The 25,657-nt window shown below is 67.1% G+C and carries 28 protein-coding genes; 12 read left to right on the forward strand and 16 right to left on the reverse strand.

Annotation, left to right across the window (positions count from 1 at the left end):
• Positions 1-46 precede the first annotated feature (46 nt).
• Positions 47-355 carry a hypothetical protein gene (locus A7G45_RS31395; RefSeq protein ID WP_043395801.1) on the reverse strand — a complete coding sequence of 103 codons (309 nt, stop codon included), beginning with the start codon at positions 353-355 and terminating at the stop codon, positions 47-49.
• The gene (gene mca, locus A7G45_RS31400; RefSeq protein WP_043395804.1) at positions 352-1,218 is read right to left on the reverse strand and encodes a mycothiol conjugate amidase Mca; all 867 of its coding nucleotides are present in this window, start codon (positions 1,216-1,218) and stop codon (positions 352-354) included. The genes A7G45_RS31395 and mca overlap by 4 nt, the downstream gene beginning before the upstream one ends.
• A gap of 120 nt (positions 1,219-1,338) precedes the next feature.
• Here mca and A7G45_RS31405 point away from each other — a divergent pair, with 120 nt between their 5' ends.
• The 3 genes from A7G45_RS31405 to A7G45_RS31415 all read left to right on the forward strand — a co-directional run bounded on the left by A7G45_RS31405 (position 1,339) and on the right by A7G45_RS31415 (position 3,235).
• A complete protein-coding gene (locus A7G45_RS31405) occupies positions 1,339-1,761 on the forward strand; it encodes a DUF4307 domain-containing protein (RefSeq protein WP_043395807.1) in 423 nt (140 codons plus the stop codon).
• A gap of 267 nt (positions 1,762-2,028) precedes the next feature.
• Positions 2,029-2,523 carry a transcription elongation factor GreA gene (gene greA, locus A7G45_RS31410; protein WP_043395809.1) on the forward strand — a complete coding sequence of 165 codons (495 nt, stop codon included), beginning with the start codon at positions 2,029-2,031 and terminating at the stop codon, positions 2,521-2,523.
• Between the two features lie 46 nt (positions 2,524-2,569).
• The gene (locus A7G45_RS31415) at positions 2,570-3,235 is read left to right on the forward strand and encodes a GOLPH3/VPS74 family protein (RefSeq protein ID WP_260943256.1); all 666 of its coding nucleotides are present in this window, start codon (positions 2,570-2,572) and stop codon (positions 3,233-3,235) included.
• A 65-nt stretch (positions 3,236-3,300) separates the two neighbouring features.
• Here the strand turns inward: A7G45_RS31415 and A7G45_RS31420 are convergent, their stop codons facing one another.
• From A7G45_RS31420 to A7G45_RS31430, 3 genes are read right to left on the reverse strand one after another with little or no spacing between them, the layout of a single operon-like run.
• A complete protein-coding gene (locus A7G45_RS31420) occupies positions 3,301-4,473 on the reverse strand; it encodes a cystathionine gamma-synthase (RefSeq protein ID WP_043984694.1) in 1,173 nt (390 codons plus the stop codon).
• Between the two features lie 10 nt (positions 4,474-4,483).
• Entirely contained in the window at positions 4,484-4,978 is a 495-nt protein-coding gene (locus A7G45_RS32420; protein WP_276555864.1) for a TM2 domain-containing protein, read from the reverse strand.
• A 15-nt stretch (positions 4,979-4,993) separates the two neighbouring features.
• The gene (locus tag A7G45_RS31430; RefSeq protein ID WP_260943257.1) at positions 4,994-5,515 is read right to left on the reverse strand and encodes a DUF4190 domain-containing protein; all 522 of its coding nucleotides are present in this window, start codon (positions 5,513-5,515) and stop codon (positions 4,994-4,996) included.
• 84 nt (positions 5,516-5,599) lie between these two features.
• Between A7G45_RS31430 and A7G45_RS31435 the strand changes: the two genes are divergently transcribed.
• Positions 5,600-6,766, forward strand: a complete 1,167-nt coding sequence (locus tag A7G45_RS31435; RefSeq protein ID WP_260943259.1) for an acyl-CoA dehydrogenase family protein — start codon at positions 5,600-5,602, stop codon at positions 6,764-6,766.
• Here A7G45_RS31435 and A7G45_RS31440 read toward each other — a convergent pair.
• The 7 genes from A7G45_RS31440 to A7G45_RS31470 all read right to left on the reverse strand — a co-directional run bounded on the left by A7G45_RS31440 (position 6,750) and on the right by A7G45_RS31470 (position 12,362).
• Positions 6,750-7,244 (reverse strand): RDD family protein, encoded by a 495-nt coding sequence (locus tag A7G45_RS31440; RefSeq protein WP_052506305.1) that lies wholly within the window; start codon positions 7,242-7,244, stop codon positions 6,750-6,752. The genes A7G45_RS31435 and A7G45_RS31440 overlap by 17 nt on opposite strands.
• Positions 7,244-7,729, reverse strand: a complete 486-nt coding sequence (locus A7G45_RS31445; protein ID WP_260943262.1) for an Rv1078 family RDD domain-containing protein — start codon at positions 7,727-7,729, stop codon at positions 7,244-7,246. Before A7G45_RS31445 ends, A7G45_RS31440 begins: the two co-directional genes overlap by 1 nt.
• A 66-nt stretch (positions 7,730-7,795) precedes the next feature.
• A complete protein-coding gene (locus A7G45_RS31450; protein WP_260943263.1) occupies positions 7,796-8,917 on the reverse strand; it encodes a DUF2189 domain-containing protein in 1,122 nt (373 codons plus the stop codon).
• Between the two features lie 51 nt (positions 8,918-8,968).
• A complete protein-coding gene (locus tag A7G45_RS31455; RefSeq protein WP_260943265.1) occupies positions 8,969-9,397 on the reverse strand; it encodes a DUF2752 domain-containing protein in 429 nt (142 codons plus the stop codon).
• A 12-nt stretch (positions 9,398-9,409) separates the two neighbouring features.
• Positions 9,410-9,787 (reverse strand): CD225/dispanin family protein, encoded by a 378-nt coding sequence (locus A7G45_RS31460; RefSeq protein ID WP_043395822.1) that lies wholly within the window; start codon positions 9,785-9,787, stop codon positions 9,410-9,412.
• A gap of 85 nt (positions 9,788-9,872) precedes the next feature.
• Positions 9,873-11,267 carry a cystathionine beta-synthase gene (locus A7G45_RS31465; RefSeq protein ID WP_260943267.1) on the reverse strand — a complete coding sequence of 465 codons (1,395 nt, stop codon included), beginning with the start codon at positions 11,265-11,267 and terminating at the stop codon, positions 9,873-9,875.
• Between the two features lie 42 nt (positions 11,268-11,309).
• On the reverse strand, positions 11,310-12,362 hold the full coding sequence (locus A7G45_RS31470) for an alpha/beta hydrolase fold domain-containing protein (protein ID WP_260943269.1): 1,053 nt from the start codon (positions 12,360-12,362) through the stop codon (positions 11,310-11,312).
• 206 nt (positions 12,363-12,568) lie between these two features.
• Between A7G45_RS31470 and A7G45_RS31475 the strand changes: the two genes are divergently transcribed.
• Together A7G45_RS31475 and A7G45_RS31480 are read left to right on the forward strand one after the other, a co-directional pair.
• Entirely contained in the window at positions 12,569-13,537 is a 969-nt protein-coding gene (locus tag A7G45_RS31475; protein ID WP_260943272.1) for an SGNH/GDSL hydrolase family protein, read from the forward strand.
• Positions 13,538-13,579: 42 nt separating this feature from the next.
• Entirely contained in the window at positions 13,580-14,797 is a 1,218-nt protein-coding gene (locus A7G45_RS31480) for an acetyl-CoA C-acetyltransferase (RefSeq protein WP_260943273.1), read from the forward strand.
• A 136-nt stretch (positions 14,798-14,933) separates the two neighbouring features.
• On the opposite strand, the gene A7G45_RS31485 is transcribed toward A7G45_RS31480, so the two are convergent.
• The gene (locus A7G45_RS31485) at positions 14,934-15,824 is read right to left on the reverse strand and encodes an endonuclease domain-containing protein (protein ID WP_260943275.1); all 891 of its coding nucleotides are present in this window, start codon (positions 15,822-15,824) and stop codon (positions 14,934-14,936) included.
• 272 nt (positions 15,825-16,096) lie between these two features.
• Between A7G45_RS31485 and purT the strand changes: the two genes are divergently transcribed.
• Positions 16,097-17,329: a formate-dependent phosphoribosylglycinamide formyltransferase gene (purT, locus tag A7G45_RS31490; RefSeq protein ID WP_260943277.1), complete on the forward strand. Its 1,233-nt coding sequence runs from the start codon at positions 16,097-16,099 to the stop codon at positions 17,327-17,329.
• 66 nt (positions 17,330-17,395) lie between these two features.
• Here purT and A7G45_RS31495 read toward each other — a convergent pair whose 3' ends face one another.
• On the reverse strand, positions 17,396-18,238 hold the full coding sequence (locus A7G45_RS31495; protein ID WP_260943279.1) for a Bax inhibitor-1/YccA family protein: 843 nt from the start codon (positions 18,236-18,238) through the stop codon (positions 17,396-17,398).
• 161 nt (positions 18,239-18,399) lie between these two features.
• Between A7G45_RS31495 and A7G45_RS31500 the strand changes: the two genes are divergently transcribed.
• The 3 genes from A7G45_RS31500 to A7G45_RS31510 are packed head-to-tail and all read left to right on the forward strand — an operon-like array spanning position 18,400 to position 21,968.
• Positions 18,400-19,434, forward strand: coding sequence for an enoyl-CoA hydratase/isomerase family protein (locus tag A7G45_RS31500; RefSeq protein ID WP_260943281.1), 1,035 nt, complete (start codon positions 18,400-18,402; stop codon positions 19,432-19,434).
• Between the two features lie 8 nt (positions 19,435-19,442).
• Positions 19,443-20,216 carry an enoyl-CoA hydratase gene (locus A7G45_RS31505; RefSeq protein WP_260943282.1) on the forward strand — a complete coding sequence of 258 codons (774 nt, stop codon included), beginning with the start codon at positions 19,443-19,445 and terminating at the stop codon, positions 20,214-20,216.
• 9 nt (positions 20,217-20,225) lie between these two features.
• Positions 20,226-21,968, forward strand: coding sequence for an alpha/beta hydrolase (locus A7G45_RS31510; protein ID WP_377042165.1), 1,743 nt, complete (start codon positions 20,226-20,228; stop codon positions 21,966-21,968).
• A 9-nt stretch (positions 21,969-21,977) separates the two neighbouring features.
• Here the strand turns inward: A7G45_RS31510 and A7G45_RS31515 are convergent, their stop codons facing one another.
• Together A7G45_RS31515 and A7G45_RS31520 are read right to left on the reverse strand one after the other, a co-directional pair.
• Entirely contained in the window at positions 21,978-22,373 is a 396-nt protein-coding gene (locus tag A7G45_RS31515) for a rhodanese-like domain-containing protein (protein WP_260943283.1), read from the reverse strand.
• 50 nt (positions 22,374-22,423) lie between these two features.
• Positions 22,424-22,969 (reverse strand): cysteine dioxygenase, encoded by a 546-nt coding sequence (locus A7G45_RS31520; protein ID WP_071287090.1) that lies wholly within the window; start codon positions 22,967-22,969, stop codon positions 22,424-22,426.
• A gap of 187 nt (positions 22,970-23,156) precedes the next feature.
• Between A7G45_RS31520 and A7G45_RS31525 the strand changes: the two genes are divergently transcribed.
• Together A7G45_RS31525 and A7G45_RS31530 are read left to right on the forward strand one after the other, a co-directional pair.
• Entirely contained in the window at positions 23,157-23,579 is a 423-nt protein-coding gene (locus tag A7G45_RS31525; RefSeq protein WP_043987789.1) for a lipoprotein LpqV, read from the forward strand.
• A gap of 199 nt (positions 23,580-23,778) precedes the next feature.
• Positions 23,779-25,401, forward strand: coding sequence for an LCP family protein (locus tag A7G45_RS31530; RefSeq protein WP_043395849.1), 1,623 nt, complete (start codon positions 23,779-23,781; stop codon positions 25,399-25,401).
• Positions 25,402-25,657: the final 256 nt, after the last annotated feature.

The following is a 25,657-nucleotide window of genomic DNA, read 5'->3' on the forward strand; positions in this document are numbered from 1 at the left end:
CAAGCGGTGAGGTACGAGCCGCGACGAGAAGCCCGGTGCATCAGACTTAGCCATCCCGGGAGTCTGACCCAGCTTCTGGCTTGCCCGCATCCTTGTGCCCGGCATCGGTGTCCGGAGCTTCCAGTGGCACGCCCCCGACGGTGCCGTCGTCGACCGCCTGATCGGCTTCGGGATGCGCGGGGTCGAAGGATTCGGGCAACTTGCGCAGGTGCCGGTTCATCGACCAGACCAGGGCCACCACCGCGATCAACAGGATCAGGGTGATCACCAACCCGGCGGGGCTGGCCTTGCCGAAGTCGGGGCCCGTCTGGCGCGGACCCTCGGCCAGCAGGATGGTGAGCGGAACAGAAATCACAGCGATACTCCCGTGAACAGATCGGTCTCGGGCAACGTCACCGGAACCCTGGATCGGGCCAATTCATACTCCTCGGTCGGCCACAGCCGCTGCTGCCATTCGATGGGCGCGCGGAAGAAATCGCCGTTCGGGTCGATCTGCGTGGCGTGGGCCAGCAGCGCCTCGTCGCGCTGCCGGAAGAAGTCGGAGCACTCGACGCGGGTGGTGACCCGGTTGGCGAACGGATCGTGCTCGGGGTCCCAGTGCTGCAGCCACTTCTCGAACGGCCCGACTTCGCCGTGCTTGGCGAACTCGTCCTGCAGCAGCTGCATGCGCCGGCGCAGGAAGCCGTGGCCGTAGTAGAGCTTGGCGATGCTCCAGGGGTCACCGGCGTCGGGGAACTGCACGTGGTCGGCGGCCGCTTCGTAGGCGGCCATGGACACCTGATGACAGCGGATGTGGTCGGGGTGCGGGTAGCCGCCGTTTTCGTCGTAGGTCGTCATCACGTGCGGACGGAACTCGCGGATCACCTGCACCAGCCGGCGGACGGGCTCTTCGATCGGCACCACCGCGAAGCAGCCGTCGGGCAGCGGCGGCAGCGGGTCGCCCTCGGGCAGCCCGGAGTCGACGAACCCCAGCCAGTGGTGCTCGACGCCGAGGATCTCGGCGGCCTTGGCCATCTCGTCGCGGCGGACCTCGGTGATCCGGCCATGCACCTCGGGCAGGTCCATCGCCGGGTTGAGGATGTCGCCGCGCTCGCCGCCGGTCAGGGTCACCACCATGACCCGGACGCCGTCGGCCGCGTACTTGGCCGTGGTGGCCGCACCCTTGCTCGACTCGTCGTCGGGGTGCGCGTGCACCGCCATCAACCGCAGTTCGCTCACGTGTGCCTTACCTACTGTCTCTACTCGGTGGGACAACTCGATGGAGTCCAACCATGTCGCTGGGTCCTATAGTTCCAGTCCAAGCAATCCGAACCGACCGATGGGGCACCCAAAGCAGCCATGATCGAGCGTCCGACCGCCCGCTACGGGCAGCAGCGCATGTCCCGGCTGACCCGTCGCCGCATCGCGATCGGCCTCACGCTGCTCATCGTCGTCGCAGGTGTGGCGCTTGCCTTCGTCGGTTTCCAGCGCCTCGGGACGTCCCCGGTCAAGGGCGAATTGAGCACCTACAAGCTGGTCGACAACGAAACTGTGGCGGTGACGATCTCCGTCACGCGCGAAGACCCGGCGCAACCGGCGGTGTGCATCGTGCGGGCCAGGGCCCTCGACGGCAGCGAAACCGGGCGGCGCGAAATCCTGATCGAGCCCGCACAGGCCAAGACCGTCCAGGTGACCGCGGTCGTGAAGTCAACAAAACCGCCGGTCGTCGGCGATGTTTACGGCTGTGGCACCGACGTGCCGTCGTACCTGGTCGCGCCCTGATCACCGGCCGGGCGACCAACCATCCGGCGAACTCCGAACTGCGAAATCATGACGGTTGGGAGACGCCCAAGTGGTACGCTTGCTCAGTACACGGTTCCGACTGGGGCCGTGTATTGCTGCATTAGCGGGCACCTGCAGGCACCTTCTGGGGGACCCAAAACCTAGCGATGCCCTCGCGATCGCAGCGCCGCCGGCCCCGGTAACGGGGCAACCCCGGACATGACGCCGGGGCACACAAGCACTTACAACGACAGGAGAGCAGCAGACATGACCGATACCCAGGTCACCTGGCTCACCGAAGAGGCATTCGAGCGCCTGAAGGCCGAACTCGACCAGCTGATCGCGAACCGCCCGATCATCGCCGCGGAGATCAACGACCGCCGCGAAGAGGGCGACCTCCGCGAGAACGGCGGCTACCACGCGGCCCGCGATGAGCAGGGCCAGCAGGAAGCCCGTATCCGCCAGCTGCAGGATCTGCTCAGCCTCGCCAAGGTCGGCGAGGCCCCGAAGAAGTCCGGTGTGGCGCTGCCCGGCTCCGTCGTCACCGTCTTCTACGACGGCGACGAGAAGGACACCGAGACGTTCCTCATCGCCACGCGCCAGGAAGGCGTCACCGACGGCAAGCTCGAGGTGTACTCCCCCAACTCGCCGCTCGGCCACGCGCTGATCGACGCCAAGGTCGGCGAGGAGCGCAGCTACACGGTGCCCAGCGGCGCCACCGTCAAGGTCACGCTGGTCAAGGCCGAGCCCTATCACGCCTAGCCCTGCCACGGCTAGTACTACCCCGCTGGCCACCGGCTGACGATCCATGGCTCAGATCGCCGAGGACCTGTATCTGCTGCTCCTGGACAACTCGTCCGCACAGCCAGGTCTTGATCAACCCCGTCGGCACCGGGTGTTGTCCGGTGCCGTGCTGCTGGACCTGGCGCTGGCGTGCCGAATTCGGCCCGCCTCGCCAGGTGACGGCGCACCCGACGGGCACCTGGTCGCCCTCTCGGGCGACGGGGCCGTCGACCCGGTGTCCACGCCGGCACTGGAGTTACTGCGTCAACGACCGCGGCGACCCGGCGACGTGTTGTCCAAATTGCGCAAAGGCACCGAGAGCAGTCTCATCGACCAGCTGGAGCGCGCCGGGCTGCTACGCAGGCAGCCGTTGGGCGGCAACAGGTTCCGGCCCCAGTACGCGTTGCCGCTGACGGACCGGGCGCGAGTCGGCCAGGCCCGCGCGGAGCTGCTGTCGGCGTTGTTCGACCGCAGACCCCCCAGCCCTCCGACCGCGGCCATCGTGACGCTGCTGCACACCGTCGACGGACTGGGGTCTCTGATGAGCCTCAACGACCGCGGCTGGCGGTGGGTGCATGCCCGCGCCGGCGACATCGCCAGCGGCCACTGGGTCAACGAATACGAGACCGGCGTCGCCGAGGTGAACCTCGCCGTCACGGCCGCCGCGGTACGGGGCGCGCTCGTCTCCTGACGCCGAATGGCCAGTTACCACACGCTTTTTCGCAATTTCCGTGTCATAACCGACCAGTGGGCGGGCTAACCCAGCGCCTGCTCCAGGTCACCGATCAGGTCGGCCACATCCTCGATACCGACCGACAGCCGAACGAGGTCGCTCGGCACCTCCAGCTGCGAGCCGGCGGTCGACGCGTGCGTCATCGCGCCCGGATGCTCGATCAGCGACTCCACCCCGCCGAGCGACTCGGCGAGGATGAAAATCTCGGTGCGCGAGCACAATTCACGTGCGGCCTGCTCGCCACCGCGCAGCCGCACCGACACCATGCCGCCGAACCCGCTCATCTGCTTGGCGGCCACCTCGTAGCCCGGATGGCTCGACAGCCCCGGGTACAGCACCGTCGTGACCGCCTTGTGGTCGTTGAGGAATTCAGCGACCCGCAAGGCGTTTTCGCAGTGCCGCTGCATGCGCAGGGGCAGCGTCTTGAGGCCGCGGTAGGTGAGGTAGGCGTCGAACGGACCCGGCACGGCACCAGCGCCGTTCTGCAGGAACGCGAACTTCGCGTCGAGTTCCTCGTCATTGGTCACCAGCGCGCCGCCGACGACGTCCGAGTGCCCGCCGATGTACTTGGTGGTCGAGTGCAGCACGATGTCCGCCCCGAGCGACAGCGGCTGCTGCAGCGCCGGTGAGGCAAAGGTGTTGTCCACCAACACCTTCACCCCCGACGTCGCGCCGATCTGCACGATGGCCGCGATGTCGGCGATGGACAGCAGCGGGTTGGTCGGGGTCTCCACCCAGATCAGCCGGGTCTTCGACGTGATCGCCGCGCGCACCTCGTCGAGGTTCGACAGCTGCGCCGGTGTGTGCGTGATGCCCCACTGCGTGAACACCTTGTCGATCAGCCGGAAAGTGCCGCCGTAGGCGTCGTCGGGGATGACGATGTGGTCGCCCGGACGCAGCACGGCACGCAGCGCGCAGTCGGTGGCGGCCATGCCGGAGCTGAACGCGCGGCCGTAGTTCCCGCCCTCGACGGCGGCCAGCAGCGTCTCCAGCGCCGACCGGGTCGGGTTGCCGGTGCGGGCGTACTCGAACCCACCGCGCAGCCCGCCGACGCCGTCCTGTGCGAACGTCGAACTGGCGTAGATCGGGGTGTTGACGGCACCGGTCTGCGGGTCCGGCCGGAACCCGGCATGAATGGCCCGGGTCGACGGCCCGTAGGCCCGGTAGTGGTCTGCCTGGCTGCGCTGCTCACTCACAGGCGCCAGCCTAGTCGCGGAGCTTGCGTCCTTGGGTGTCGGGAACGTTCCCCATCAGGATCATGACTCCGTCGATGAGGGGCCAGATGGCACCGATGCCGCAGGTGACGAGCGAGACGACGAGCTGCAGCACACCGATGGTCGTGTAGCCGAGATAAAATCGCCCGACGCCGAAGCCGCCCAACAGGATCTGCAGCAGACCGGCCGTCACCTTGGACTTGTCCGACAGGGGCAGCCCCGTCATGGGGTCACGGCCGAACGGTGCGGAGGGGTCCACCGCGTACTGCGGCGCATAGCCGTAGCCCGGCTGCGGGTATCCCGGCTGCGCGTATCCCCCCTGCAGCGGGTATCCGGGCGGCGGGTAACCCGGCTGTGGCGGATAGCCCGGCTGCTGCGGGTTACCCGGGAATTCCGGCTGGCCGAACTGCGGCTCGCCCGGTTGCTGCTGACCGGAACTGTCGCCGGGTTCGTATGCATTCGACGTCGGCTCGTATGGATTCGACATTGCTTGACTCCCCGTCTAGTAGGTGGTGGTGGTGCCGCTGCTGCCCACGATGAACGCGATCAGGCCGAAGTAGAAAATGGCGATCAGCGCGAAGATCGCCAAACCGATGTAGCCGATGATCAAGCCGGCAAGAGCCATGCTGTCGCCATCCTCACCGCTCTGCTTGATCTGCGACTTGGCGAGGTGCCCGAAGATCACGCCGAGGATCGAGGTGGCCGCGCACGTCGCCAGGCCCAGTAGCGAACAGACCAACGATGCGATGGCCAGCCCGTTGGTCTTCGGCGGCTGCGCGTACCCGAACGGCATCATTCCGGGCATCGGCGGCATGCTCGGGTAGCCCTGGGCCACAGGCGGATACGGCGCGACCGGCGGCGGGTAACCCGGGCCCGGGTACCCGGGAACCGGCGGCGGAAACGCTTCGGGCGCCGGCGTCGGCGGGTAGAGCTCCGCGCCATAGGCCGGGAGCGGCGGCATGCCGTAAGCCGGGGTCGAAGCCTCCGGCTCGCCCGCGCCCTGGTTCTGTTCGTGCTCTGTCATCGTCCACCCCGTCTGTCCCTGAGCGACCAGCGTAGCCGGGGTGGGCACTCGCCTTACGCCGAACTCCCGGTGTAGAACTGCACCATGACAGCCTCGATCGACAACCTGCTCGGCACTGACGACCTGCTGAGCGCCGAGGACATCGAATTACGCACCATGGTCCGCCAGTTCGGCGAACAGCGGCTGCGTCCGTTCATCGCCGAGTGGTTCGAGAACGGTTCGGTGCCGGTGCGCGAGATCGCCACGGAGGTCGGCAAGCTGGGTCTGCTCGGCATGCACCTCACCGGGTACGGCTGCAGCGGTTCGACGGCGACGGCGTACGGGCTGGTGTGCCAGGAACTGGAAGCGGTCGACAGCGGCATCCGTTCGCTGGTGTCGGTGCAGGGTTCGCTCGCCATGTTCGCGATTCACCACTGGGGCAGCGAAGAGCAACGTGAGCAGTGGCTGCCGGGGATGGCTGCGGGTGATCTGATCGGCTGTTTCGGTCTCACCGAGCCCGACTTCGGTTCCAACCCCGGTGGCATGCGCACCACCGCCCGCCGGGACGGCGACGACTGGGTGCTCAACGGATCGAAGATGTGGATCACCAATGCCTCGGTCGCCGATGTCGCGGTCGTGTGGGCCCGCGCCGAGGAAGGCGTGCTGGGGTTCGCGGTGCCCACGGACACACCGGGTTTCAGCGCCCGCGAGATGACGCGCAAGATGTCGCTGCGGGCCTCGGTCACCTCGGAATTCAGCCTCGATGACGTGCGGCTGCCCGAGTCCGCGCGGCTGCCCGGCGCCCGCGGTCTGGCCGGGCCGCTGAGCTGCCTGTCGGAGGCACGGTTCGGCATCGTGTTCGGCGCGGTGGGCGCGGCCCGAGACTGCCTGCAGGCGACGCTGGACTACGTCGGCACCCGCACGGTGTTCGACAAGACGCTCGCGGAATATCAACTGACGCAGGCCAAGATCGCGGACATGGCCGTCGAACTGGGCAAGGCGCAGCTGCTCGCCCTGCAGCTCGGCCGGCTCAAGGACGCCGGGAAGATTCAGCCCGAGCAGATCAGCGTGGGCAAGCTGAACAACGTCCGTGAGGCCATCAAGATCGCCCGGCAGTGCCGAACCCTGTTGGGCGCCAATGGCATCACCCTGGAGTACCCGGTGATCCGGCACGCCAACAATCTGGAGTCGGTACTGACCTACGAGGGCACGTCCGAGGTGCACCAGTTGGTGATCGGGCAGGCGTTGACGGGAGTCAGTGCGTTCCGCTGACGGGAGTGCGCTTGCGCGGCGGTGTCACACAGACCGTCCCCATGACCATGTCGGCGAAGGTCCGCCGATGCGCGTCCCACAGCGGCCAGAGGTAGCCGACGATCGAGAGGTCGGTCAGGTGCACGGCCTGCCGCAGCAGCGACCGCGTGAAACCGATTGGCGCCCCTGAGGTTTGGCCGACCACTCGGCAGCGCAGTGCGGTCTTGCCGAGGCTGGCGCCGGTGCGGCCCTGGCGGTAGCCGAAGTTCCAGACCAGATACCCCACCATGAGCGCCCAGGTCGTGACCAGGCTGACGTAGCCCAGCGTCGAGTAGCCGTCGCCGCATTGCGCGCCGCCGTCGAATGCGGAGGTATCGGTGTCGCACACCCGGTCTCGGGTGAACCAGACCAGCGCCGCGCCGGCCGCGGTGAGCACCAGCAGCGGCAGCAGGTCGATGACAGTGGCGGCGGCGCGTCGCCACCACGGGGCATACGTCATCAACGGGTCGACACGCAGACCGTCGACATGATCTTGTCCGCCAGCGTCTGCCGCTTGGCGTCCCACAGCGGGAACAGGTACCCGGCGTAAACCGGGACGGCGTCGACGACGTGGGCCAGCTGCCGCACCACCGACCGACCGAAACCGACGGGCTCCCCCGTCTTTTCGTCGATCACCTGGAAATGCAGGACCCGCTTACCCAGGCTGGAGCCCGTGGTGCCTTGCAGGTAGCCGTGATTCCACACCATGAACAGCACCGCGCCGATGACGCCAGCCAGCCAGATCAGCACGCCGGCGACCGAGTTCCCGGTGGCGCAGAATGGGCCGATGCTGTAATCCGCCTGATCGGCAAGGCATTTCGTCACACGCTGGGATCGCTCGACCAGCCCGCCGACGATGATGACGAACAGCGGGGGGACCCGGTCGATCAGGCTGGCCACCACGCGGGCCCACCAGGGTGTGTAGTTCAAGTCGTCCTGTCTCATCTGCTGCCGTCATACCTGTTCGGGGGCCGCGACCAACCGGCCACGTCCCCCGAACAGGTCACAGCGTTACTGCGTCAGCGGGGCGACCTGACCACCGCTGAGGCGACGGTAGGTGTACACCAGCATCAGCGAGGCGACCGGACCCGCGACCAGAATGCCGACACCGCAGGCGAACGCGCCTGCGAAGACGATCAACCCTGCCACCAGCCAGACCAGAATCACCTGTCCGACATTGGCTTTCACGATCTCGATACTGGCTTTCAGCGAGTCGATCGGGGACAGATTGCGATCGACCAGAATCGGGTGCGCGAACATCGCGAACAGTGCGACGACCAAACCGGGAATCACGCACAACGCGTAACCGATGCCCACGAGCACGCCCACGATGAGCGTCAGCAGGATCATCGGGCCGATGTAGCGCGGCTTGAAGAACGACCCGATGGTGGTCGGCTGTCCGTCGGCGATGCCCAGCAGGCCGACGTAGTTGGCCGACGAGATCGCCGCTGCGACAACCAGCAGCACGAGGTAACCGAGCACCAGAATGGCGATGCTGGCGGGCCCGAGTGAGGTGATGTTGTACGAGTAGCTGAATCCGGCGTCGTCCGCCGAGTAGCTCGAGACCGAGGTCTCAGCCAGGCCCAGGGCACTGAACTGCACGATGCCGGCGATCACACCGACCACCAGGGTGTAGACCAACGTCGACACGATCAGCGGCGCCGGGTTCTTGGTGAACTTGTTCCACGCCCACGCCAGTGCGTCGCCAACGCTGAACGGGGCCACACCGCCCGGCGCGCCGTACTGATACCCAGCCGGCGGGTAGGCCCCCGGAGGCGGCGGGGCGAAGCCACCCTGCGGCGGCGGGGGCGGCGGGTAGGCACCGCCCGGAGGTGGCGGCGGCGCGTATCCACCTTGCTGCGGTGGGAAACCACCCTGCGGCGGCGGGAAGCCTCCGCCGGGAGGCGGCGGGTAACCACCCTGCGAGGGCGGCGGGTAACCACCCTGCGGGGGCGGCGGGTAACCGCCCTGCGGCGGCTGCGGGAATCCTCCGCCTTGCGGCGGCTGCGGAATGTACTCCGTCGGAGCGCCTCCCGGAGGCGGCGGGGGGAACCCTCCCGGCGGTGGCTGCGGAATGTACTCCGTCGGCTGATTCGCGTCCGGCGGCGTGCCTTCCGTCGGTTGGTCCGTCATCTTTCGTCCCTCCGAGCGATGTGGATGTGGCGTTTCTAGTTACAACGTGAACTACACGTACAACGAAATGAACGGCGCTATCGGCACATTCCGAATAACAAACCAAATGCACATTACCGTCAAAACAGCCGGAGCGGCCCAACGCCGATGCTGCCAACTGGTGATTCGTCGGCCCACGACTCGACCATAGGTCCATGCGCCATAGGCCCAGATGAGCAGGACCAAGGCGATCAGACCGACCGCGTTGAAGTGCAGCGCAGCCGAAAAGTCGCCGTGCATCAGCGAATACAGCATTCGCATGCTGCCGCAGCCGGGGCAATCGATGCCCAATAGCGCCTTGGTGGGGCAGACCGGAATCGGGCCACCCGGCACCGTCGGGTCGCTCAGCCACACCGCGCAGCACACGACGCCGGCGGCTGCCGCAACACCGAGCGGCCCAAGGAGCGGACTAACCGCCTTGGGCCGCTGCAGGTGTTGCATCGTCGGACCTGACTAGCCCGGGTACGACGTCGAGAACGAGAACGCGCCGAGCACGACGACGAAGACGATGTAGAGCACGGCCACCACGGCACCGGCGATGGCGCCCCACATGGCCCACTTCTTGGCCTCGTCGGCGGCGGCCTGCGCCAGGTCAGGCCGGCCCTGCTGCCACAGTCCGGAGACCTGCGTCGCCTTGACGATCGACACGATGCCGAACGGCAAGCAGCAGAAGATGGTGACGAGAATGCCCCACACCAGGTTGTTGTCCGGCGGCCCGCCTGCAGCGGGATACCCACCAGCCGGCGGGTAACCGCCCGGCGGAGGCGGCGGGAAGTTCCCCGGAGGGGGCGGCGGGAAATTCCCGGGCGGCGGTGGCGGGTACTCGGTCATTGCGGCCTTTCCAAAGGTGAATTAGCGAGAAGCGAGCATCTCGCCCTAACGGAGAAGATAAGTCAATCTCCCCTGCTTACGCGGCTTATTTACGCGAGCCGCCCTGGGACAGGAAGCCGAGCAGATCGTGCCGGGTCAGCACACCGACGGGCTTGCCGTCGTCGACGACCATGACGGCGTCGACCTCGCGCAGTTCCTTGGCCGCCGCGGACGCCAGCTCGCCGGCACCGATCAGCGGCAGCGGCGGGCCCATGTGCTGCGCCACCGCGTCGGCCAACTTCGCCCGGCCTTCGAAAACCGCTGAGAGCAGCTCACGTTCGGACACGCTGCCCGCCACTTCACCGGCCATCACGGGCGGCTCGGCTCCGACCACTGGCATCTGCGAGACGCCGTACTCGCGCAGGATGCCGATGGCGTCGCGCACCGTCTCCGACGGGTGGGTGTGCACCAGGTCCGGCAGCGCGCCGGACTTGCCGCGCAGCACGTCGCCGACGGTGTGTTCCTCGGGTGTGCCATCCAGCCGGCTCCGCAGGAAGCCGTACGACGACATCCACTCGTCGTTGAAAACCTTTGACAGATAGCCTCTTCCGCCATCCGGCAGCAGCACGACGACGACCGCGTCGGGACCTTCGCGCTCGGCGACCTTGATCGCGGCGACCGCAGCCATGCCGCACGAGCCACCGACCAGCAGGGCCTCTTCACGCGCCAGGCGCCGGGTCATCTCGAACGAATCGGCGTCGGACACGGCGATGATCTCGTCGGGAATGCTCGGGTCGTAGGCCGACGGCCAGAAGTCCTCACCGACGCCCTCGACGAGGTACGGCCGGCCGGTGCCACCGGAGTACACCGAGCCCTCGGGGTCGACGCCGACGACCTTCACCCGGCCGCCCGAGACCTCTTTGAGGTAGCGGCCTGTGCCCGTGATGGTGCCGCCGGTGCCGACGCCCGCCACGAAATGCGTGATCTTGCCGTCGGTGTCGGCCCAGATCTCCGGGCCGGTGGTCTCGTAGTGACTGGCCGGACCGTTCGGGTTCGAGTACTGGTCGGGCTTCCAGGCACCGTCGATCTCGGTGACGAGGCGGTTGGAGACGCTGTAGTAGCTGTCCGGATGGTCGGGGGCCACGGCCGTCGGGCAGACGACGACGTCGGCGCCGTACGCGCGCAGCACGTTCTGCTTGTCCTCGCTGACCTTGTCGGGGCAGACGAAGATGCACTTGTAACCGCGCTGCTGCGCGACGATGGCGAGCCCGACGCCCGTGTTACCGGAGGTGGGTTCGACGATGGTGCCGCCCGGCTTCAGTAGTCCCGCCTCTTCGGCGGCGTCGATCATCTTGACCGCGATGCGGTCCTTGGCGCTGCCGCCGGGGTTGAGGTACTCGATCTTGGCCGCCACCACCCCGGAGCCAGCTGGGACAACCGAGTTCAGTTGGACCAGAGGCGTATTGCCGATGAGCTCACTGATGTGCCGGGCGATGCGCATGGGTACATGTTGTCAGGCCGCACCCGGGTTGCGCATACCGGATTACCAGGTTGCCTCGCGGATGTACTCGCCGATCTGCTTCAGCGAGCGGTCGGCTTCCTTGACCAGCGGGGCAGCGAGTTGGAACACGTGCATCTGACCCGGCCAGACGTGCACCTCGACCGGCACGCCGCTGGCGGCCAGCATGTGGGCGGCCTTGCGGGCGTCGTTGAGCAGCACCTCGGAGCCGGAGACGTGGATCAGGGTGCGCGGCAGCCCGGGCTCGATGTGGTCGAGCGGCTCGTACACCTCTTCCGGCCGGCCGTCGACGATGTGGCGCGACGCGGCGTCCTCGATGAGTTCGACCAGCGCGTCGAAGGCGTGCGCCGGGAACATCGCGTCGGACTTCATGTTCGGGTGCTGGGCCCGGCTCTCGTTGTCGATCTCGAACAGCGGCGACATGGTCGCGACCGCGGCCGGCAGCTCGCCGTCCTCCTGCAGCTTCTCGGCCAGCGCCAGCGACAGGTAGCCGCCGGCCGAATCCCCGGCCAGCACGATCTGATCCGGCTCGTAGCCCTTCAGACGCAGCCAGCGGTTGGCGTCGTAGCAGTCCTCGATGGCCTCACCGATCGAATGCCTGGGGATCATCCGGTAGTCGACGACCAGGACGGGGGCGTCGGCGTACTTCGACAGCGCGCCGACCACGCGGGCGTGGGTATGCACGCCGCAGGTCAGGAACGCCCCGCCGTGCATGTAGAGGATGACGCTGCGCCTGCCATCGGCCGGCAGCACGCCCTTGGCGCGGACCAGTTGCGCCGTACAGTTCGGCAAACCGATCGTGGCGCGGATGGTACCCGGCTCGGGCCTCATGACGCGGGCGACGAAATCGACCATTCCCCATGGCCAGGGGGCCTTCGGAACGTAGCTGCCGATGGTCAGAGTTGACTTGATGGCGAGGGTTGCGGCCACTGACATCAGGCGTCCGGCAAGGCTCGGACCGTCCTCGATGATCTCTACCGGCGCGCCGTCGCTGACCGGGTAGCGGCGTGGTTTCCGCCCCTTAACAGGACTTATAGCAACACTATGGGTTCTGACAACCCTGCTCGGTGCGGTCATCGCCACCACTCCTACGCCTTTGTAGTTCCGGTGCACTTCGTTATTTACGTCACTTAATAGACAACCCGCGTAACTTAGCTTGCCACTGCTACATAGATCAACAATCAAAGTCGCCGAATTAATGCCCCAGTCGATATGACTACGTGACCGGGCTGCCCGCGGTTCATCGACCTGCGAATCTCCGCAACCGACCTAGACTGAACGCCGTGGGCATACGTGCACCGCGCCGGACGACAATCGCTCTGGCGACCGCAGCCACCATTGCCTCGACGGGGTCGGTCTACGTCGGGGCCCGCAACCTCCTGAGCGGCCAAGCGGCCAAGGCGCGCCGGGTCATCCCCAAGTCATGGGAGGTCCCGCCGCGCGCCGACGGCGTCTACAGCCCCGGGGGCGGACCCGTCGAAAAGTGGCAACGCGGCGTGCCGTTCGACCTGCACCTGATGATCTTCGGTGACTCCACCGCCACCGGGTACGGCTGCCGAGACGCCGACGAGGTGCCCGGCGTCCTGCTCGCCCGCGGGCTCGCGCAGCAGTCCGGCAAGCGAATCCGGTTGTCCACCAAGGCGATCGTCGGGGCGACGTCGAAAGGCCTGTCCGGCCAGATCGACGCCATGTTCGTGGCCGGCCCACCCCCGGACGCCGCGGTCATCATGATCGGGGCCAACGACATCACCGCCGTCAACGGCATCGGGCAGTCGGCCCGCCGGCTCGGCAACGCGGTGCAGCGCCTGTGCGCCAGCGGCGCCGTCGTGGTCGTCGGCACCTGTCCGGACTTCGGGGCCATCGCGGCCATCCCCCAACCGCTGCGGTTCGTGGCCCGCAGCCGCGGTCTGCGTCTGGCGCGCGCACAAGCCGGTCAGGTCCGGTCGAACGGCGGCGTGCCGGTGCCGTTCTCCGACCTGCTGGCGCCCGATTTCCTCAAGGCGCCCGAGGTGCTGTTCTCCTCGGACATGTTCCATCCATCGGCCGCCGGATACTCGCTGGCCGCCCAGCAGCTGCTGCCCGCCCTGTGTGAAGCGTTGGGCGAGTGGACAACTGAGTCGCCGCCGGCATCCGCGCTGGTCTCCCGGACCGCGGACATGTCGAGCCTGCTGGCCCGCCTGGCAGGCGTGGCGCACCTGTGGCGGCGCACGACAGGTGTACCCGCGCCGATCGTCGCTCCCGTCACGGGATAAATTCGCCAGGAAGTATTTCCTGGATCCTTAGGAGCTCCTGTCATGCCCGAAGCCGTCATCGTCTCCACCGCCCGCTCCCCCATCGGCCGTGCCGTCAAGGGCTCGCTGGCCACCATGCGGCCCGACGACCTCGCCGCCCAGATGGTGCGCGCCGCGCTGGACAAGGTGCCCGCACTCGACCCGCGCGATGTCGCCGACCTGATGATCGGCTGCGGACAGCCCGGCGGTGAGGCCGCCTACAACATCGGCCGCGCCGTGGCCGTCGAGCTCGGCTACGACTTCATGCCGGGCACCACCGTCAACCGCTACTGCTCGTCGTCGCTGCAGACCACCCGCATGGCGTTCCACGCCATCAAGGCCGGCGAGGGCGACGTGTTCATCTCGGCCGGTGTCGAGACCGTGTCCCGCTTCGGCGTCGGTGCTGCCGACGGCGCGCCGAACAGCAAGAACTCGATCTTCGACGAGGCCCAGGCCCGCACCGTCAAGCAGGCCGAAGGCGCCACCGAGTGGCACGACCCGCGCGAAGACGGCGTCCTGCCGGACGTCTACATCGCCATGGGCCAGACCGCCGAGAACGTCGTCCTGCACACCGGCATCAGCCGCGAGGACCAGGACCACTGGGGCGTCCGGTCGCAGAACAAGGCCGAAGAGGCCATCAACGCCGGCTTCTTCGAGCGCGAGATCGTCCCGGTCACCCTGCCCGACGGCACCATCGTCTCCAAGGATGACGGCCCGCGCGCCGGCACCACCTACGAGAAGATCAGCCAGCTGAACCCGGTGTTCCGCCCGAACGGCACCATCACCGCCGGTAACGCCTGCCCGCTGAACGACGGCGCCGCCGCCCTGGTGATCATGAGCGACGAGAAGGCCAAGGCCCTCGGCCTGACCCCGCTCGCGCGCATCGTCTCGACCGGTGTGTCGGGTCTGTCCCCGGAGATCATGGGCCTGGGCCCGATCGAGGCCGTCAAGCAGGCCCTCGGCCGCGCCAACATGAACATCGGCGACGTCGACCTGTACGAGATCAACGAGGCCTTCGCCGTGCAGGTTCTGGGCTCGGCCCGCGCCCTCGGCATGGACGAGGACCGCCTGAACGTCTCCGGTGGCGCCATCGCGCTCGGCCACCCGTTCGGCATGACCGGCGCCCGCATCACCGCGACGCTGATCAACAACCTGCAGACCCACGACAAGCAGTTCGGCATCGAGACCATGTGTGTCGGTGGTGGCCAGGGTATGGCCATGATCATCGAGCGGCTTTCGTAAGTTCCTGACGCGGCGCCCCGCCGCCTCGCGTTGACCCTGTACTCAGGGCGCAAATGTTCGAGTGACATGCGCCCCAGGTACAGGGTCGACGTGTTTCTGGGGGACGGTGGCGTTGACCCTGAGTCCTTGGCTTAATTCAGATACCCGACGCAGTCCGCGACGGCAGAAATGCCGCAGGATTTCGTCGATACAGCGCCCGCGCCCACGCACGATTGACCCATCCGACGATCTCGCCACGGCGATGTCCGGCGGCAACCCTCACCACGGTCCACCCGATGCCGGCGACGTATTCGCTGCGCACGATGTCGTAGCCGATCTGGTCCGCATGCTGCTCACCGTCGTACTCAACAGCGAGCATCAGGTCTTCCCAGCCCATGTCGAGGAAATATTTGGCACGACCATCGGGGCCGGGCACCGGAATCTGCGTCTGAGGCTTCGGAAAACCCTCCGCGATAAGCAATTGCCGAAGCCAGGATTCTTTCGGCGACTGCGCGCCAGAGTCATAGAGATCCAGAGCGCGCTCCAATTGGCGCAAGCCTCGTGCATGCCGATGCTGTCCGGCCAGTGCCACGACGTCGTCGACGCTGAATCCGGTCGCGGCCCCGAGTGCGTCAAGTCGGGCAACTGCCTCACCAACTCGCCCCTGTCGCCCCAGATCAAATGCCGTGCGGTGGGGTGCGGTAACGGGCATGCCGTCGATGTGCTGAATCTCGCCGTCGAGAAGGAAGTCGTCGCGGGCGATGACGCCTCGCGGCGGCCTGGTGTTGGCATAGATGAGCTCGATCGGCACGTCCTCAGGCACCCAGCGAGCGCCGTGCACTGCGGCTGCGGCGCTTCCGGCGATGATTGCCTCGCGACCAGACCACAACCATGCGGCCTTCGTCCGCTGGTAGAGCGACAGATCAATTCGCTTGTCTACGTAGATGTTCGGCAATATCGCCCGGTGATAACGGCGCAGCTCGTAGCGCGTGAGTGACTGAGCCACCACTGCCTCGCTGCCGATGAATGGGTCCGATTCTGTAGACATGACGCAACGGTCCGTCGCCCCTCTGACAGCAGTGCCCCGAAACTGTGGCCTGAGCCGTAACGTGTGGATCAACTGCGATCTGTGCACAACCTCCGTTGATCCTGCATCCGCGGCGCATTCGTGCGAGAAGCCGAGGCCACCATTACAGGGTCAACGCATCGACGGGCGATCAGGACTCTGCCCCTGAATCCTTGGCGCATTTGTTCGAGTGACATGCGCCCACGATTCCGGGTCAACGCAAATCGGGCCGCACCCCATAGACTCAGCCCCCGATGATCACCATCGGAACCCCTCTGTCGCCCAGCGCGACCAAGGTCATGCTGCTCGGCTCCGGCGAACTCGGTCGCGAAGTGCTTATCGCGTTGCAACGCTTGGGCGTCGAGACCATCGCCGTCGACCGCTACCCCAACGCACCGGGACATCAGGTCGCCCACCACGCGCGCACCATCTCGATGACCGACCCCGACCAGCTCAAAGCGCTGATCGAGGCCGAGAAGCCGGACCTCGTGGTGCCCGAGATCGAGGCCATCGCGACGCCGGCGCTGCAGGAACTCGAGGACGCCGGTGTGGTGCGGGTGATCCCGACGGCTCGCGCCGCCCGCCTGACGATGGACCGCGAGGGCATCCGCCGGCTGGCCGCCGAGGAGCTCGGGGTGCCGACCAGTCCCTACAAGTTCTGCGATTCGCTGGAAGAGCTCCAGGCCGCGATCGATGGTGGCATCGGCTACCCGTGTGTGGTGAAGCCCGTGATGAGCAGCTCGGGCAAGGGCCAGAGCAAGCTCGACGGACCGGACGACGTCGCGAAGGCCTGGGACTACGCGATGGGCGGGGCGCGCGTCACCAACACGCGCATCATCGTCGAGGGCTTCGTCGACTTCGATTACGAGATCACGCTGTTGACCGTCCGTGCCGTTGGGACGAGCGAAGCGACGGGGAACACCACAGACGCCGAGGGCCAGGTCGAGACCCAGTTCTGCGAACCGATCGGGCACCGTCAGGTCGCGGGCGATTACGTGGAGAGCTGGCAGCCGCACCCGATGTCGGCCGCCGCCCTGGCCAATGCCCAGCAGATCGCGCACAAGGTCACCGAAAACCTCGGCGGGCAGGGCGTTTTCGGTGTCGAGCTGTTCGTCAAGGGCGACCAGGTGTGGTTCAGCGAAGTCAGCCCGCGGCCGCACGACACCGGCATGACGACGATGATCACGCAGTGGCAGAACGAGTTCGAGCTGCACGCCCGCGCGATCCTCGGCCTGCCGGTGGACACCTCACTGAAGACGCCAGGGGCCAGCGCGGTGATCTACGGCGGTGTCGAGGCCGAGGGCATCGTCTTCGACGGCGTCGATCACGCGCTGCAGGTGCCGGGCACCGATATTCGCCTGTTCGGCAAGCCGGAGAGTTTCCGGACCCGCCGGATGGGCGTGGCCCTGGCCCGCGCCGCGGATGTCGACACCGCACGACGCAACGCTGCCGAAGCCGCGAGCCGGGTCACGCCGCGCGTGGTCTGACCGACAGCACCGTGACACGAAGAAGGGGCGCCCGCCGAAGCGGACGCCCCTTCTCTGTCAACGGAGCTAGTCGTTGTTGAAGTAACTCAGCAGTCGCAGGATTTCCACGTACAGCCAGACCAGGGTGACGGTCAGGCCGAGCGCGACGCCCCACGCCGCCTTCTCCGGCGCACCGGCGCGGATCATCTGGTCGGCCGCGTCGAAGTCGAGCAGGAAGCTGAACGCCGCCAGCGCGATGCAGACCAGCGAGAAGATGATCGCGATGGTGCCGCCGCTGCGCAGGCCCATGCCGGCGCCGCCGTTGAAGAAGCCGATGATGAAGTTGCCGAGCATCAGCGCCAGGACGCCGAACATGCCGGCCACGATCATGCGGGTGAACTTCGGGGTGACGCGGATGGCGCCGGTCTTGTAGACGACGAGCATGCCGAAGAACACACCGAAGGTGCCGAGGATCGCCTGGCCGATCAGGGCGCCGGCGTTGGCGCCGGACACCGCGAAGTTGGCCATGATGAACGAGAAGGCACCGAGGAACATGCCTTCGAGCACCGCGTAGGTGAGCACGATGCCCGGGTTGTCCTGCTTGCGGCCGAACGTGGCGATGAGGACCATCACCAGGCCGCCCAGGGCACCGATCATGGCGATGGGCCCGGCCAGCGCCAGGTTCGACATGATCACGAAGTACGAAACGACCGCGCTGACCGTCAGCACCGCCAGCGTGATGCCGGTCTTGGTGACGACGTCATCGATGGTCAGCGGGCGGGCGAAACCGGCCTGCTGCTGCGGGTACTCGGTGTACGGCTGGGCCATGGTCTGCTGGGCACCATATGCGGCTGCGCCACTACCGAATTGCGCGTATCCGCCCTGCGACTTGGGCAGGGAACGAAATATCGGGTTGCTGCTCTCGCGCACCGTCGGGTTCCTCTCCTGAAGCTGTGGTCCGTCTGCTGACGAACACCCACACAACGTACGACTTCGGGTGTTGGTTCCCGGCGAGACGGAGAAACTGGGAACTTACTGTGAAACGGTACCTGGTCGACGTAGCCGACGCGCAACGATCTAGATTGCTTACCGTGGCGGAAAACGAGGATATCCTAGTAAATGTCGAGAACGGCGTCGGCGTCGTCACGCTGAACCGTCCGAAGGCCATCAATTCGCTCAACCATGTGATGGTCACGGGCCTCGCCGACGCGCTCACCGCATGGGAGCACGACGACAGCGTGCGCGCGGTCCTGCTGACCGGAGCCGGCGAGCGCGGCCTGTGCGCGGGCGGCGACGTCATCGCGCTCTACCACAGCGCCAAGGCCGGCGACGACAACGCCAGAACCTTCTGGCACGACGAATATCTCCTCAACGCCCACATCGGCCGCTACCCCAAGCCGTACGTCTCACTGATGGACGGCATCGTGATGGGCGGCGGCGTCGGCGTCGGCGCGCACGGCAACATCCGCGTCGTCACCGAGAAGACCAAGCTCGGCATGCCCGAGGTCGGCATCGGCTTCATCCCCGACGTCGGCGGCACCTACCTGCTGTCGCGGGCACCCGGCCTGATCGGCCTGCACGCCGCACTCACCGGTGCCCCGTTCTCCGGCGCGGACGCCATCGCCCTGGGATTCGCCGACCATTTCGTCCCGCAGGCCGACCTCGCCGCTTTCCGAGACCTGGTCATCAGCGATGGACCCGACGCGGCCCTGGCGAAGCACGCCATCGAGCCGCCGGCCAGTGAGCTTCTGGCACAACAGCATTGGATCGACGAGTGCTACGCCGCGAACACCGTCGCTGAGATTCTGGAGAACCTGCGCGGCCATGAGGCCGCCGAAGCCAACGCCGCAGCCGACCTGATCGCCACCCGGTCCCCCATCGCGCTGACTGTCACACTGGAGGCCGTGCGCCGCGCCGCCAAGCTGCCGACCCTCGAGGACGTCCTCACCCAGGAATTCCGGGTCTCGATGGCGTCGCACAAGTCCCACGATTTCGTAGAGGGCATCCGCGCCCAGCTCGTCGACAAGGACCGCAACCCGCAGTGGTCCCCGGCTAATCTGTCGGACTGCACCACCGCCGACGTCGACGCCTACTTCGTCTCCGCCGACCCCGACCTGACCTTCTAGGAGCCCTGATGACGTTCGAAACCATCCTGGTCACCCGCGACGACCGCGTCGCGACCATCACCCTGAACCGGCCCAAGGCCCTCAACGCGCTCAACAGCCAGGTGATGGCCGAAGTCACCACGGCCGCAGCCGAACTCGACGCCGACCCGGGCATCGGCGCCATCATCATCACCGGCAGCGAGAAGGCCTTCGCCGCGGGCGCCGACATCAAGGAGATGGCGAGCCTGACGTTCGCCGACGTCTTCTCGCAGGACTTCTTCGCACTGTGGAACAAGTTCGCCGCGACCCGCACCCCCACCATCGCGGCCGTCGCCGGCTACGCGCTCGGTGGCGGTTGTGAGCTGGCCATGATGTGCGACCTGCTGATCGCCGCCGACACCGCCAAATTCGGCCAGCCCGAGATCAAGCTGGGCGTGCTGCCCGGTATGGGCGGCAGCCAGCGCCTGACCCGCGCCGTCGGCAAGGCCAAGGCGATGGACCTGATCCTCACCGGCCGCAACATGGACGCCGAAGAGGCCGAGCGCTGCGGCCTGGTGTCGCGCGTGGTCCCCGCCGACACGCTGCTCGACGAGGCCAACGCCGTCGCCAAAACCATTGCCGGCATGTCCCTTTCGGCGTCGCGGATGGCCAAAGAGGCCGTCAACCGTGCCTTCGAGAGCACCCTCGCCGAGGGCCTGCTGTACGAGCGCCGGCTGTTCCACTCGGCCTTCGCCACCGACGACCAGACCGAGGGCATGGCGGCCTTCACCGAGAAGCGCGCACCGAACTTCACGCATCGGTAAAGTCGAGCGGTGGCCGACACTGCTCAAGACTCTGATCCTGCCGACGACGACGGCACCGCTGTAGCGGTAGCCGACCCGTCGGGCGAGGAGTCGCTGGCGGCGAAACTGGAAGAGCCGCCGTCGGATTGGTGGGTCCGCCGCTACACGTTCTTCGGCACCGCGGTGGGCCTGATGTTCATCTGGCTGTCGATGACTCCGTCGTTGTTGCCGCGCGGCCCGCTGTTCCAGGGCATCGTCAGCGGTGCCGCCGGCGCGTGCGGCTACGGCTTCGGAGTCCTCGGCGTCTGGCTGGTGCGCTACATGCGGTCGAAGGACAGCAGCCCCAAGGCTCCTCGCTGGGCCTGGCTGACCCTGATCGGGATAGGCACCATCGGCCAGGTGCTCGCGATCATCTGGTTCCACGTCTGGCAGGACGACGTCCGGGACATGATGGGCGTGCCGCGCATGGGCTTCTGGGATCACCCGCTCACGGCAGTGCTGTCGGTCGTCTTCCTGTTCGCGTTCGTCGAATTCGGGCAGTTGGTGCGCAAGCTCGTGCTGTTCCTGGTGCGCCAGCTGGAACGTGTTGCGCCGCCGCGGGTGTCGGGCGTGGTCGCCGTCGTCTTGGTCGTCAGCCTGTTCATCGCGATCCTCAATGGCGTCGTGGTCCGCTTCGCCATGTCGACGATCAACAACATCTTCGAGAACGCCAACAACGACACCGACAACCCAGCACCCACCAGCACGCTGCGCTCCGGCGGCCCGCAGTCGCTGGCCAGCTGGGACTCCCTGGGCCATCAGGGTCGGGTGTTCGTCAAGGGCGGACCGACCGTCGACGAACTGTCGAAATTCAACGGCACCAAAGCAATCGAACCGATTCGTGCATACGCCGGCCTGCACTCGGCAGAAGGCATCCGCGCCACCGCCCGGCTTGCCGCCGACGAACTCAAACGCACCGGTGGACTGAACCGCAAGGTGATCGCGGTCGCCACGACGACAGGTACCGGCTGGATCAACGCTGCCGAGGCATCAGCGCTGGAGTACATGTACAACGGCGACACCGCGATCGTGTCCATGCAGTACTCGTTCCTGCCCAGCTGGATCTCGTTCCTGGTGGACAAGGAGAACGCCCGCCAGGCCGGCCAGGAGCTGTTCGAGGCGGTTGACGAGATGGTCCGTGAACTGCCCGAAGGCAAACGGCCCAAGCTCGTGGTGTTCGGCGAGAGTCTCGGCTCGTTCGGCGGCGAGGCACCGTTCCTGTCGCTCAACAATCTGATCGCCCGAACCGACGGCGCCCTGTTCTCGGGACCGACATTCCAGAACACGATCTGGACCGATCTGACCGCCCGGCGCGACGCCGGCTCCCCCGAGAAGCTGCCCATCTACGACAAGGGCGAGTACGTCCGGTTTGTCTCGCAGCCAACGGATTTGGACCGCCCGACCACCGTGTGGCACCACCCACGAGTGGTGTACCTGCAGCACCCGTCCGATCCGATCTCCTGGTTCAATCCGGATCTGTTGTTCCACATGCCGGATTGGTTGCGCGAACCCCGCGGCCGCGATGTGTCGCCACGGATGGAGTGGATTCCGGTGGTGACCTTCCTGCAGGTCTCGGCTGATATGGCGGTGGCCGTCGAGGTGCCGGACGGGCACGGTCACGTGTTCATCCGCGACGTCGCCAACGCCTGGGCGGCCATCCTGCAACCGCCGGGATGGACACCGGAGAAGACCGAACAGCTGCGCCCCTTGTTGGCGCGCGGTTACTCGAGCTGAGACGACCCGCTACACCCAAGCGCCGGCGCGCAGCAGCACCGACGCGGCCGTCCCGCCCAGCAGTCCTTCGGCGACCAGCGCCCGGTACCCACCGATGACGTCGGTGGCCCGGTAGAGCCCCAGGTCCTGCAGCGCCGCAGCGGCCAGGCTCGAGGTGTAGCCCTGCGAGCACAGCACGACCCACTCGACGTCGTCGCCGGTGGCCTGCGGCAGGCGGGCGTCGCTGGTCGGGTCGCAGCGCCATTCCAGGACGTTGCGCTCAACCACGAGCGCGCCGGGGAACTCGCCCTCGACGGCGCGCTGCGCGGCCGGCCTGATGTCCACGAGCACGGCGCCCCGATTCAGCGCGGCCGGGATTTCGGCGGCCGACAGCCGGACCAACCGCTCCCGGGCGGCATGCAACATAATGTCAACTTTGCTCAGCACATTCCCCGTCGCTTCGCTCGCCTGGAGCATCAGTCCCCCTCGGGTTTGTCGGTGAGTTCGGTGTAGACGCGACGCAGCTTGTTGCTCTCAGAGACGTCGTAGTACGACATGGCGGTCAGCGGCGGCGAATAGGCGTGCACGCTCAAGGTGGGATTCGATACCGTCGCCGGCTCATCGGCGGCGCGCACCACGTCGTGGACCCAGCCCAGCGGGAACGCCGCCTGGTCACCGGCCGCCAACGTGCGTTGGCGCAGCCCGCGACCGTCCCATCGGGTCTCCTCCAGCGCACCCGACACCACGGTCAACGCACCCAGCGATCCGCCGTGGTCGTGCAGTTCGGTGCTGCGCGCGGGGACCCAGCTGATCAACCAGAGATCGAGTTCGTCGTCGCCGTACAACCGGCGGTACCAACGTTCTTCGAGTGGCAGGCCATCGGCGGGCAACAGCCGGTCGTATCGACCACTGAGCACATCGTCTGCGCACCGGTCAGTGGCGTGCAGCAGGTCGGGTAGGCGCAATCGGGTCGGCGCGACGAGAGCAGGACCAGATACAGAAAAATCGGTCAGGACGGACATGACGGAACTCCAATGCAGAAACGAACGGTGGGCTATCAGCCCTCATGAGGCCGGGCTCAAGCCCGACAACACGTCGCGTTCTGCACGTTCTGCACTGCCATGTTCCCCATCGTGACGGGCCCCCGGCGAGTGGGAAAGGGTTAGCGTCAGGGTGATCCTGAATGCGCGACGACCTAGATTGGCTCTCATGCTGACCATCAGCCGAGCAACGCTGCTCACCGCCACCGCCTTGACCGTGCTCACGGGCTGCGGTCCGGACAAGCAGTCGGGTACTGCTCAGACGCCCGCCGCTGAGCTGCCCACGCAGTCGCACGAACACCCGGCCCCCGGCGGGGTCGCCGTCTCCCCTGGCGGTGTGACGACCGCCGTCGACGTCCCGTCGGCGGCCACGGAGTCCGAATTCGGCCAGGCCTGCCACGCCGCGAAACTGTGGATGGACGGCCAGCGAGCCGACCCGACGACGCTGGTCGAGCCGTACCTGAGCATCCTGCAACGGCCGGAAACACGTGATCCCGGTAACTTCAACACCCCCTGGGTCGAGCTCACAGCAGCCCAACAGGCGGGCGTGATCATGGCCGCGACCAGCGCATCCAAGGGCGAATGCGGCTGATCACCGGCGTTCTCTGAGGATTCGCTGAGTCAGGGGCGTTGCCCTAAAATCGGTGGTGCTGCCGTCCGGTCACTGAACACGCATCCACGCGGGCCGCGGTGCTACCGAACTTCCGACCGCCGGATCCGACCGGCGGCCCACACGTACCCGCGAGGCCCGCCGAGATGAACGCCATGACCGCATCCCCTCGAGGTCGCATCTGAGCACCCCCGATTTCCAGCGCAGCGATTCCGCCCGCCACCGTCTTCCAGCCCGGCACCGCCGGAGCCGGCTGCAAAGCCTGCTCAGCGCCCGCGTGGGCTGGGACACCGTCGGCCGCGTAGCGCTCGCGCTGGTGACGGTCGTGGCCGTGGCGGCGACCGGTCTGGGTTGGTGGACGGTGCGCGGCGCGCTGCACGGCATCACGGTCAGCGACGCACTCGGAGCGGACGCGCCGAAGTCCACCGGCGGGGCGATGAACATCCTGCTGATCGGCCTGGACTCCCGCAAAGACCAGCAGGGCAACGACCTGCCGCAGGCACTGCTCGACAAGCTGCACGCCGGCGATTCCGATAACGGCGGCTACAACACCAACACGCTGATCCTGGCGCACATCACCGCCGACAACCATGTGGTCGCGTTCTCGATTCCGCGTGACGACTACGTGCGGGTCACCGGCATCCCCGGGTACGACCACATCAAGATCAAAGAGGCGTACGGCCTGACCAAGGCCAACGCCATGCAGCACCTGATGGACAAGGGCGTCACCGACCAGGCCGAGCTGGAGCGCAAGAGCCGCGAGGCCGGACGCGCCGCGACACTGGCCGCGGTCCGCAACCTGACCGGTGCGCCCATCGACTACTTCGCCGAGGTGAACCTCGCCGGCTTCTACGACATCGCCGAGAGCCTCGGCGGCGTCGAGATCTGCCTGAACCACCCGGTGTACGACGACTACTCCGGCGCCGATTTCCCGGCCGGCCGGCAGACCCTCGACGCCTCGCAGGTCGTCGCCTTCGTCCGGCAGCGGCACGGCCTCGACAACGGCGATCTGGACCGGACCCACCGCCAGCAGGCGTTCCTGATCTCGGTGATGCACCAGCTGCAGCAGGACGGATCGTTCAGCGACCTCGGCAAGCTGAACCAGCTGATCGGCGTGGCACAGAAGGACGTCGTGCTGTCGGCCGGTTGGGGCCAGGAGCAGTTCAAGCGCATGGGCGAGATCGCCGGCGGCGCGAACGTCCAGTACCGGACGCTGCCCGTCGTGCGTTACGACAACATCGACGGCCAGGACGTCAACATCGTCGACCCGATGGCCGTCAAGACCGAGGTCGCCAAGGCCTTCGGCCTCAAGCCGCCGCCGGGAGCGACGACGTCGACGCCGACCACGTCGACCGAGCCGTCCACGCTGGACAAGGCCTCGGACAGCACGGGCACCACGTCGAAGAACGCCAAGACCGCGATCATCGACGTCATCAACGGTTCCGACGTGATGGGCCTGGGCCGGCAGATGTCGGAGATCCTGGGCGATCTCGAATACTCCATGGGCCAGACCAGGAGCTCGCAGGACGGCGAGCTGAGCTCGACGGCCGTCGACTTCGGCACCGGAGCCGACGCCGAGGCCAAGCACCTGGCCGAACTGCTCGGCATCGACGCAGTCCGTGCCGACCCGTCGGTGCCCGCGGGCCGCATCCACGTCACGCTGGGTCCGGGCTACCAGGTGCCCGACACCCTGGACAGCGTCTCCATGGCCGCGGCCAAGTCGTCCAACTACGACACCACGTTGCCGACGCCGGAATCCGGCCCGCCCGTCCGGGCCAACGGCGGGATCCCCTGCGTCAACTGAAGCGCGTCAGCGGCGGCCGCGAACCTGCGCACCTGCTCAATCGAACTTTTGCAACCTCAGTACAGACTCAACGTCCTCGAACTTCACCGAGCCTGACCACACGGCGAATCTCGATGCATGTTTCCGCCGTCCCGTCAGGCTCGCGCCACCGCCGTACGTGGCGGCGGACCTGACCTGCGCCGGGCGAGCGGTGTTCGTCGCGGTGTCAGCCCCCTCCCCAAGGACAAGTACCTGAGCGCAATCGGCATTGCGATCA

It is taken from the genome of Mycolicibacterium llatzerense (assembly GCF_025331195.1).
In the GTDB taxonomy this organism is placed as follows: Bacteria; Actinomycetota; Actinomycetes; order Mycobacteriales; family Mycobacteriaceae; genus Mycobacterium; species Mycobacterium llatzerense.